The 6,291-nt window shown below is 74.8% G+C and carries 7 protein-coding genes; 3 read left to right on the top strand and 4 right to left on the bottom strand.

The window, feature by feature from the left end; all coding sequences use genetic code 11:
- On the top strand, positions 1 to 967 hold a 967-nt coding region (locus KIK08_RS21140; RefSeq protein WP_308257770.1), incomplete at its 5' end, for an FtsX-like permease family protein.
- 28 nt (positions 968 to 995) lie between these two features.
- On the opposite strand, the gene KIK08_RS21135 is transcribed toward KIK08_RS21140, so the two are convergent.
- The gene (locus KIK08_RS21135; RefSeq protein ID WP_214404945.1) at positions 996 to 1,739 is read right to left on the bottom strand and encodes an SDR family NAD(P)-dependent oxidoreductase; all 744 of its coding nucleotides are present in this window, start codon (positions 1,737 to 1,739) and stop codon (positions 996 to 998) included.
- Positions 1,740 to 1,865: 126 nt separating this feature from the next.
- Here KIK08_RS21135 and KIK08_RS21130 point away from each other — a divergent pair, with 126 nt between their 5' ends.
- Entirely contained in the window at positions 1,866 to 2,621 is a 756-nt protein-coding gene (locus tag KIK08_RS21130) for an enoyl-CoA hydratase-related protein (protein WP_214404944.1), read from the top strand.
- Between the two features lie 13 nt (positions 2,622 to 2,634).
- On the opposite strand, the gene KIK08_RS41125 is transcribed toward KIK08_RS21130, so the two are convergent.
- Both KIK08_RS41125 and KIK08_RS21120 read right to left on the bottom strand, forming a co-directional pair.
- Entirely contained in the window at positions 2,635 to 3,276 is a 642-nt protein-coding gene (locus tag KIK08_RS41125; protein ID WP_214404943.1) for a PaaI family thioesterase, read from the bottom strand.
- Positions 3,277 to 3,417: 141 nt separating this feature from the next.
- On the bottom strand, positions 3,418 to 4,251 hold the full coding sequence (locus KIK08_RS21120; protein ID WP_214404942.1) for an SDR family NAD(P)-dependent oxidoreductase: 834 nt from the start codon (positions 4,249 to 4,251) through the stop codon (positions 3,418 to 3,420).
- 104 nt (positions 4,252 to 4,355) lie between these two features.
- On the opposite strand from KIK08_RS21120, the gene KIK08_RS21115 reads away from it, so the two are divergent.
- On the top strand, positions 4,356 to 5,540 hold the full coding sequence (locus KIK08_RS21115; RefSeq protein ID WP_214404941.1) for a zinc-dependent alcohol dehydrogenase: 1,185 nt from the start codon (positions 4,356 to 4,358) through the stop codon (positions 5,538 to 5,540).
- On the opposite strand, the gene KIK08_RS21110 is transcribed toward KIK08_RS21115, so the two are convergent.
- Positions 5,518 to 6,243: a DedA family protein gene (locus KIK08_RS21110; protein ID WP_214404940.1), complete on the bottom strand. Its 726-nt coding sequence runs from the start codon at positions 6,241 to 6,243 to the stop codon at positions 5,518 to 5,520. The two genes, KIK08_RS21115 and KIK08_RS21110, sit on opposite strands and share 23 nt — an antisense overlap.
- Positions 6,244 to 6,291: the final 48 nt, after the last annotated feature.

Here is a 6,291-nt window from a genome sequence, read left to right as displayed (position 1 = left end):
GGCGGTGGCCGCCGCGGCGTACGTGGTCGCGACCACGACGCCGAACACCGTGGGCGAGGCCTCCCTCGCGCTGCTGGCCGGCTCCGGGATGGTGCTGTTCGCGGCGCTGGTGACGGCCGGTCCGGTCCTGGTCAGGGGGCTGGCCGCGACCGTGGGCCGGCTGGTGTCCGCGTTCGGGAAGGCGCCGGGACGGCTGGCGACGGCCAACGCCGCCCAGGTGCCGCGGCGGACGGCGGCCACCGTCTCGGTGCTGACGCTGGGCGTCGGCCTCACCGCGGGGCTGCTGGTCGCGCTGGCCGCCGCGCAGGCGCGCGCGGAGAGCGGGATCGACGGGCTGTTCCCCGGCGACGTCGCCATCGCCACCGACGACCCGGCCGGGCTGGCCGACCGGCTGCGCGATGACCCCGCGCTCGTGGTGGTCGACTCCGACGCGTCCGGGGTCTTCGTCGACCCGGCGCCGGGCGCTGACCAGGCGACGGTGCGGCGGGCTGTGGATGTCGCGGTGGACGGCCTGCCGGGCGTGGCGGTGCAGTTCGCCTCGGACGTGCGCGCGGAGCTGGAGACCGACCTGCTGGCGATGCGCGCCATCGGGCTGGCGCTCGTCGGGATGACGCTGCTGGTCGCGGTGGTCGGGGTGGCGGTCACGCTGATGCTCTCGGTGACCGAGCGCACCCGGGAGACGGGCCTGCTGCGCGCCGTCGGGCTCTCCCGATCCGGCGTGCGGGCGACGGTGGCCTGGGAGGCGGCGCTCACCGGGGCCGGGGCCGCGCTGCTGGGCGCGGCCATCGGCGCCGGCTACGGGGTGCTGGGCGTGCGGGTGCTCGACCTCGGCGACGGGCTGGTGCTCGGCGCGCTGCCGCAGCTGGCCGGCCTGGTCGTCGGGGTGGTGGTGCTGGCGGTGGTGGCCGCGGCCCTGCCGGCGGCGCGCGCGGGGCGCGTGCCGCCGATCCGGGCACTGCAGGCCTAGTACGAGCCTGGCCTGGTACGAGCCAGGCCTAGTACAAGCCGCCGTCCACCCGGACGATCGAGCCGTTGGTGAAGCTGGAGGCCGGGCTGGCCAGGTAGAGGGCGGCCGTGACGATCTCCTCCGGGCGGCCGGGGCGGCCGGCCGCGCTGCGGCTGCGCCGGCGGTCCTCCTCCGGCCAGGCGTCGGCGATGTCGGTCAGGAACGGGCCTGCCGAGATCGTGTTCACCCGGACCTTCGGAGCGAACTCCAGGGCGAAGACCGTGGTCAGGGCGTTCAGCGCGGCCTTGGCCCCGGCGTAGGGGCCGAACCGCGGCTTGGGGAACAGCGCGCCGGACGAGGAGATGTTGATGACCGAGCCGCCGTCGCCGTCGGCCATCCGCCGGCCGACGGCGGCGGTCAGCCGGAACGGGCCCTTGAAGTTGACGCCGATGACCTTGTCGAAGAGCTCCTCCGAGGTCTGCTCCGACGACGGCGCCAGCGGTGACATGCCGGCGTTGTTGACCAGGACGTCGACCTTGCCGAACTCGGCGTAGGCGGCCTCGACCAGCGCGTCCAGGTCGGCCCACCGCCCGACGTGGGTGGGCACCGCCAGCGCGCGGCGGCCCCGGTCGCGGACCTCCTTCGCGGTGGCCTCGCAGGCGTCGGCCTTGCGGCTGGCGATCACGACGTCGGCGCCGGCGTCGGCGAACGCGAGCACCATCTGCCGGCCGAGGCCGCGGCTGCCGCCGGTGACCAGGGCCACCTGGCCGGAGAGGTCGAACAGGTCGGCCATCGGACTCCCATCGCGTCGCCCCGACGGAGACCGGGCGCCGCCGTCGGCGCAAGTAGCATACTCATTTCCCGAGTCCGGACTGTAGGGTCGAGGCGTCGATCACCACCGCGAGCAGGGGGAACGCCGATGACCGCGAGCCCGGTCCGCACCGAGCTGCACGGGCACGTGCTGGTGGTCACCATCGACCGCTACCGCAGGCGCAACGCGGTCGACCGGGCCACCGCCGACGGCCTGGACGCGGCCTTCAACCGCCTCGACGACGACCCCGACCTGTGGTGCGGCGTCCTCACCGGCGCCGACGGCGTGTTCTCCGCCGGCAGCGACCTGACCGCGGGCGGCGACTACGTCACCGAGCGCGGCGGCGAGTACGGCCTGGTCCGCCGCGACCGCACCACCCCGCTGATCGCCGCGGTCGAGGGGCTCGCCCTCGGCGGAGGGCTGGAGCTGGCGCTGGCCTGCGACATGGTGGTGGCCGCCCGCGACGCCCGCTTCGGGCTGCCCGAGGTGACGATCGGGCTGGTGCCCACCTGCGGCGCGCTGTTCCGCGGCCCGCGCGCGCTGCCGCACAACGTCGCCCGCGAGCTCATCCTGACCGGCGACCCGATCAGCGCGCCGCGTGCCCACGAACTGGGGCTGGTCAACCGGCTCACCGAGCCGGGGGAGGCGCTGGCCGGCGCGCTCGCGCTGGCCGAGCGGGTGTGCCGCAACGCCCCCGTCGCCGTCCGCGAGTGCCTGGCCGCAACACAACGCGCCATCGGCCCCGACGACGAGGGCTGGGCCGCCACCGACCACGCCGCGGCCACCATCCGGGCCTCCGACGACGCCGCCGAGGGCGTGCGGGCGTTCCTGGAGAAGCGGCCCCCGGTGTGGACGGGCCGTTGATCCGGGTCCGACCTCAGGGCTGACCGGGCAGCAGCTCCACGAACAGGCTCTGTGCCTCGGCGCACAGCCGGTCGCCGTGGTGCAGCGTGCCGTGCAGCAGCCGCTTGCGGCCCTGCTCGGACTCGAACCACGCGGTCACCCGCAGCTCCTCCTCGATCGGCGTGATGCTGCGGTAGTCCACGTGCAGGAAGGCCGTGCGCGACGGGCGCCGGTCTCCGGTGTTGGCCAGCCGGCCCATCAGGTCGTCGAACAGCAGCGGGATCGCACCGCCGTGCACGGCGCCGTTGCCGCCGAGGTAGTACCTCCCGAAGGTGACCCGCCCGGTGGCCCGCTGGTCGTCGTGGTCGTCGACGACGAGCAGCGGGGTGAGGGTCTGGCCGCGGCCGGGCGCGTCCGGGACGTGCCCGGTGATCTGGCGCCGCTCGTCGACGGCGTGCTCGGCCAGCCGGGCGGACAGGTCGGCCACCGCCTTGGTCACCTCGGCCACGAGGTCGGCCGGTGGGGCCGCGGCCGTGACCCGGTCCTGCAGCACGCGCAGCTCGTCGATCATCCCCAGGAAGCCCTCCGGCACCTCGGGGTGGGGGAACCAGCCGTAGGCGCGCTGCTCGGTGAGGCCCTCGGCAGTGCCCCGGTACTGGTCGTCGGTCGTCGCCACCCGCGCTCCTGATCCGTGGTCCGTCCGCCGAGGGTATGTCGCCGGGGTGCGCGGACCGCCGTGGCGTGGGGACGGTCACCGTGGACCGGTTCGTGGAGACCTGACCGCGGCGGGACCGGCCCGCCGCGGCCGCCGCCGCCACTACTTCCCGGCGCTGCCGGGTGCGGCCATCCGCTTGTGCATGGCGGCCTTGAGCCGGTCGGGCAGCAGACCGGACAGCCTGCCCTGGGCCTTGCTGGTCGCCGACCCGGCGAACTCCTTGTCCGCGCCCTTGAGCAGCGCCTCGAAGCCCTGCTCGGCGACCTTGGCCGGGTCGTCCTTCGACGAGCTGCCGACGGTGGTGTCGTCCATGTCGGCGCGGTGGAAGAAGTTCGTCTCGGTCGGGCCCGGCATCAGCGAGGTGACGGTGACGTCGGCCTCCTCGTCGCGCAGCTCGGCCTGCACCGCCTCGGCGAACGACTGCAGGAACGACTTGGACGCGTTGTAGACCGCCTGGTACGTGCCCGGCATCGTGGACGCGATCGACGAGGTGATCAGCACGCGGCCCTGGCCGCGGGCGACCATGTCCCGCAGCACGTGCTTGGCCAGCCGCACGGTCGAGGAGACGTTCAGGTCGATCAGGGACTGCTCGTCGGCGATGTCGATGTCGAGGAACCGGCCGCCCTGCCCGACGCCGGCGTTGAGGGCCGCGGCGTCCAGGGTGCCGGCCGCGCGGCAGGCCGCGTGCAGCTCGTCGACACCGGCGGGGCGTCGCAGGTCGACCCGGACCGCCCGGACGGCCCCGCCGTGCGCGCGCAGCTCGGACTCGACCCGCTCGATTCCGGCGTCCTCCGCCGCGATGACCAGGTCGAAGCCGTTCTCGGCGAACACCCTGGCCAGCTCGCGGCCGATGCCGCTGGAGGCGCCGGTCACCAGGGCCAGCGGGGCCGGATCGGGGTCGGGGACGGGTCGTGGGGTCGGTGCGCTCTGCGTCATGTCGGCGGGGCTACCCGGCTGGGTCCGGCCGACACGCGGGGTTGAGCCGGGCCGCCCCGGGTAGCCGTGGCGGGATCGGCGACACGGCAACGGGAGGACCAGCGATGCGCGCAGTGACCTGGCACGGGAAGCGGGACGTCCGGGTGGACACCGTGCCCGACCCCCGGATCCAGGACCCGACCGACGTGATCGTGAAGATCACCTCGTCCGGGATCTGCGGCTCCGACCTGCACCTCTACGAGGTGCTGGGCCCGTTCCTGGACGAGGGCGACATCCTGGGCCACGAGCCGATGGGGGTGGTGGCCGAGGTCGGGCCGGAGGTCACCGAGGTGGCCGTGGGCGACCGGGTGGTCGTGCCGTTCAACGTCTCCTGCGGCACCTGCTTCATGTGCGGGCAGGGGCTGCAGTCGCAGTGCGAGACCACCCAGGTGCGCTCCCAGGGCACCGGGGCCTCGCTGTTCGGCTACACCAAGCTCTACGGGCAGGTGCCCGGCGGCCAGGCCGAGTACCTGCGGGTGCCGTTCGGCAACACGCTGCCGATCAAGGTCCCGGAGGGCCCTGCGGACGACCGGTTCGTCTACCTGTCCGACGTGCTGCCCACGGCCTGGCAGGCCGTCGCCTACGCCGACGTGCCCAAGGGCGGCAGCCTCACCGTGCTCGGCCTGGGCCCGATCGGCGCGATGGCCGCCCGGATCGCCCGCCACCAGGGGGTGGCGAAGGTCATCGGGGTCGACCTGGTGCCCGAGCGCCTGGAGCGGGCCCGCCGCGACGGCGTCGAGGTGATCGACCTGCGCCAGCACCGCAAGGACCTCACCGACGCGGTGCGGGCGCTGACCGACGGGCGGGGCAGCGACTCGGTGATCGACGCCGTCGGGATGGAGGCGCACGGCTCCCCGGCCGGCAAGGTCGCCCACCAGGCCGTCGGGCTGCTGCCGGACGCGCTGGCCGCGCCGTTCATGAAGGCCGCCGGGGTGGACCGGCTCGGCGCGCTGCACGCGGCCATCGACCTCGTCCGCCGCGGCGGCACGATCTCGCTGTCGGGCGTGTACGGCGGGATGGCCGACCCGATGCCGATGCTGACCCTGTTCGACAAGCAGGTCCAGCTGCGGATGGGCCAGGCGAACGTGTGGCGCTGGGTGCCGGAGATCCTGCCGCTGCTGGTCGACGGCGACCCGCTGGGCGTCGACGACTTCGCCACCCACCGGGTGTCGCTGGAGGAGGCCCCGAAGGCCTACGAGACCTTCCAGCAGAAGCAGGACGGGATGATCAAGACGCTGCTGCGCCCGTGAGCACCCTGACCGGCTCGACCTCGTCGGCGCTCCGCTGCCGCGGCACCGGGACGACGACGGGGTCGGGCCGGCGGGCGGCGCGGCGGGCGCGCAGCTTCGGCACCGCGCCGAGCGCCAGCCCGGCCAGGGTGCCCAGGCTCAGCCCGAACGCCAGCCCGTAGAGCGGGTTCTCGGCGAAGGTCGCTCCGCCCGCGTAGCCGAGCACCGCCGACCAGGCGGCCGACAGCGGCGTGCCCAGGGCGGTGAAGGCCAGGAAGCGCCCGGTCGGGTAGGTCATCGCACCGGCCACGAGGGTGGCCACGGTCCGCCCGCCGGGCAGGAAGCGCGCGGTGAGCACCACGGTGCCGCCGCGGCGGGCCAGGAGCGCGGCGACGCGGTCGTAGGCCGCGGCGCGGCCGCCGCGCAGGCGCCCGCGCACCGACGGGCCGAGCACCCGGCCGATCCCGTAGCCGGCCACCTCGCCGATGAACGAGCCCAGCGCCGCCGCGCCGATCACGACCAGCAGGTCCTGCTGGCCGGCCGCGGCGGCCACGCCGGCCCCGATGATGAGCGCCTCGCTGGGCACCACCGGGAGCAGCGCGTCGACCACGGCCATGGCGACGATCACCCCGAGCAGCCACGGGGAGGCCAGCGCGATGTGGGTGACGTACTCCAGGTACTCCTGCACGTACTCCAGAGTCCGCTTCGACCCCGCTCGGGACATCAGTAGAAGGTCGGAGATGACCCTGACTTCCGGATGAGTTCCCCTCCG

It is taken from the genome of Pseudonocardia lacus (assembly GCF_018531445.1).
In the GTDB taxonomy this organism is placed as follows: Bacteria; Actinomycetota; Actinomycetes; order Mycobacteriales; family Pseudonocardiaceae; genus Pseudonocardia; species Pseudonocardia lacus.
This window is presented reverse-complemented; position numbering and strand designations above follow the sequence as displayed.

What these genes read in the sequence shown, in the direction of transcription:
- KIK08_RS21135 (WP_214404945.1), bottom strand. Translation starts at nt 1,739, where the DNA reads ATGGCCGACCTGTTCGACCTCTCCGGCCAGGTGGCCCTGGTCACCGGC.
- KIK08_RS21130 (WP_214404944.1), top strand. Translation starts at nt 1,866, where the DNA reads ATGACCGCGAGCCCGGTCCGCACCGAGCTGCACGGGCACGTGCTGGTG.
- KIK08_RS21120 (WP_214404942.1), bottom strand. Translation starts at nt 4,251, where the DNA reads ATGACGCAGAGCGCACCGACCCCACGACCCGTCCCCGACCCCGATCCG.
- KIK08_RS21115 (WP_214404941.1), top strand. Translation starts at nt 4,356, where the DNA reads ATGCGCGCAGTGACCTGGCACGGGAAGCGGGACGTCCGGGTGGACACC.
- KIK08_RS21110 (WP_214404940.1), bottom strand. Translation starts at nt 6,243, where the DNA reads ATGTCCCGAGCGGGGTCGAAGCGGACTCTGGAGTACGTGCAGGAGTAC.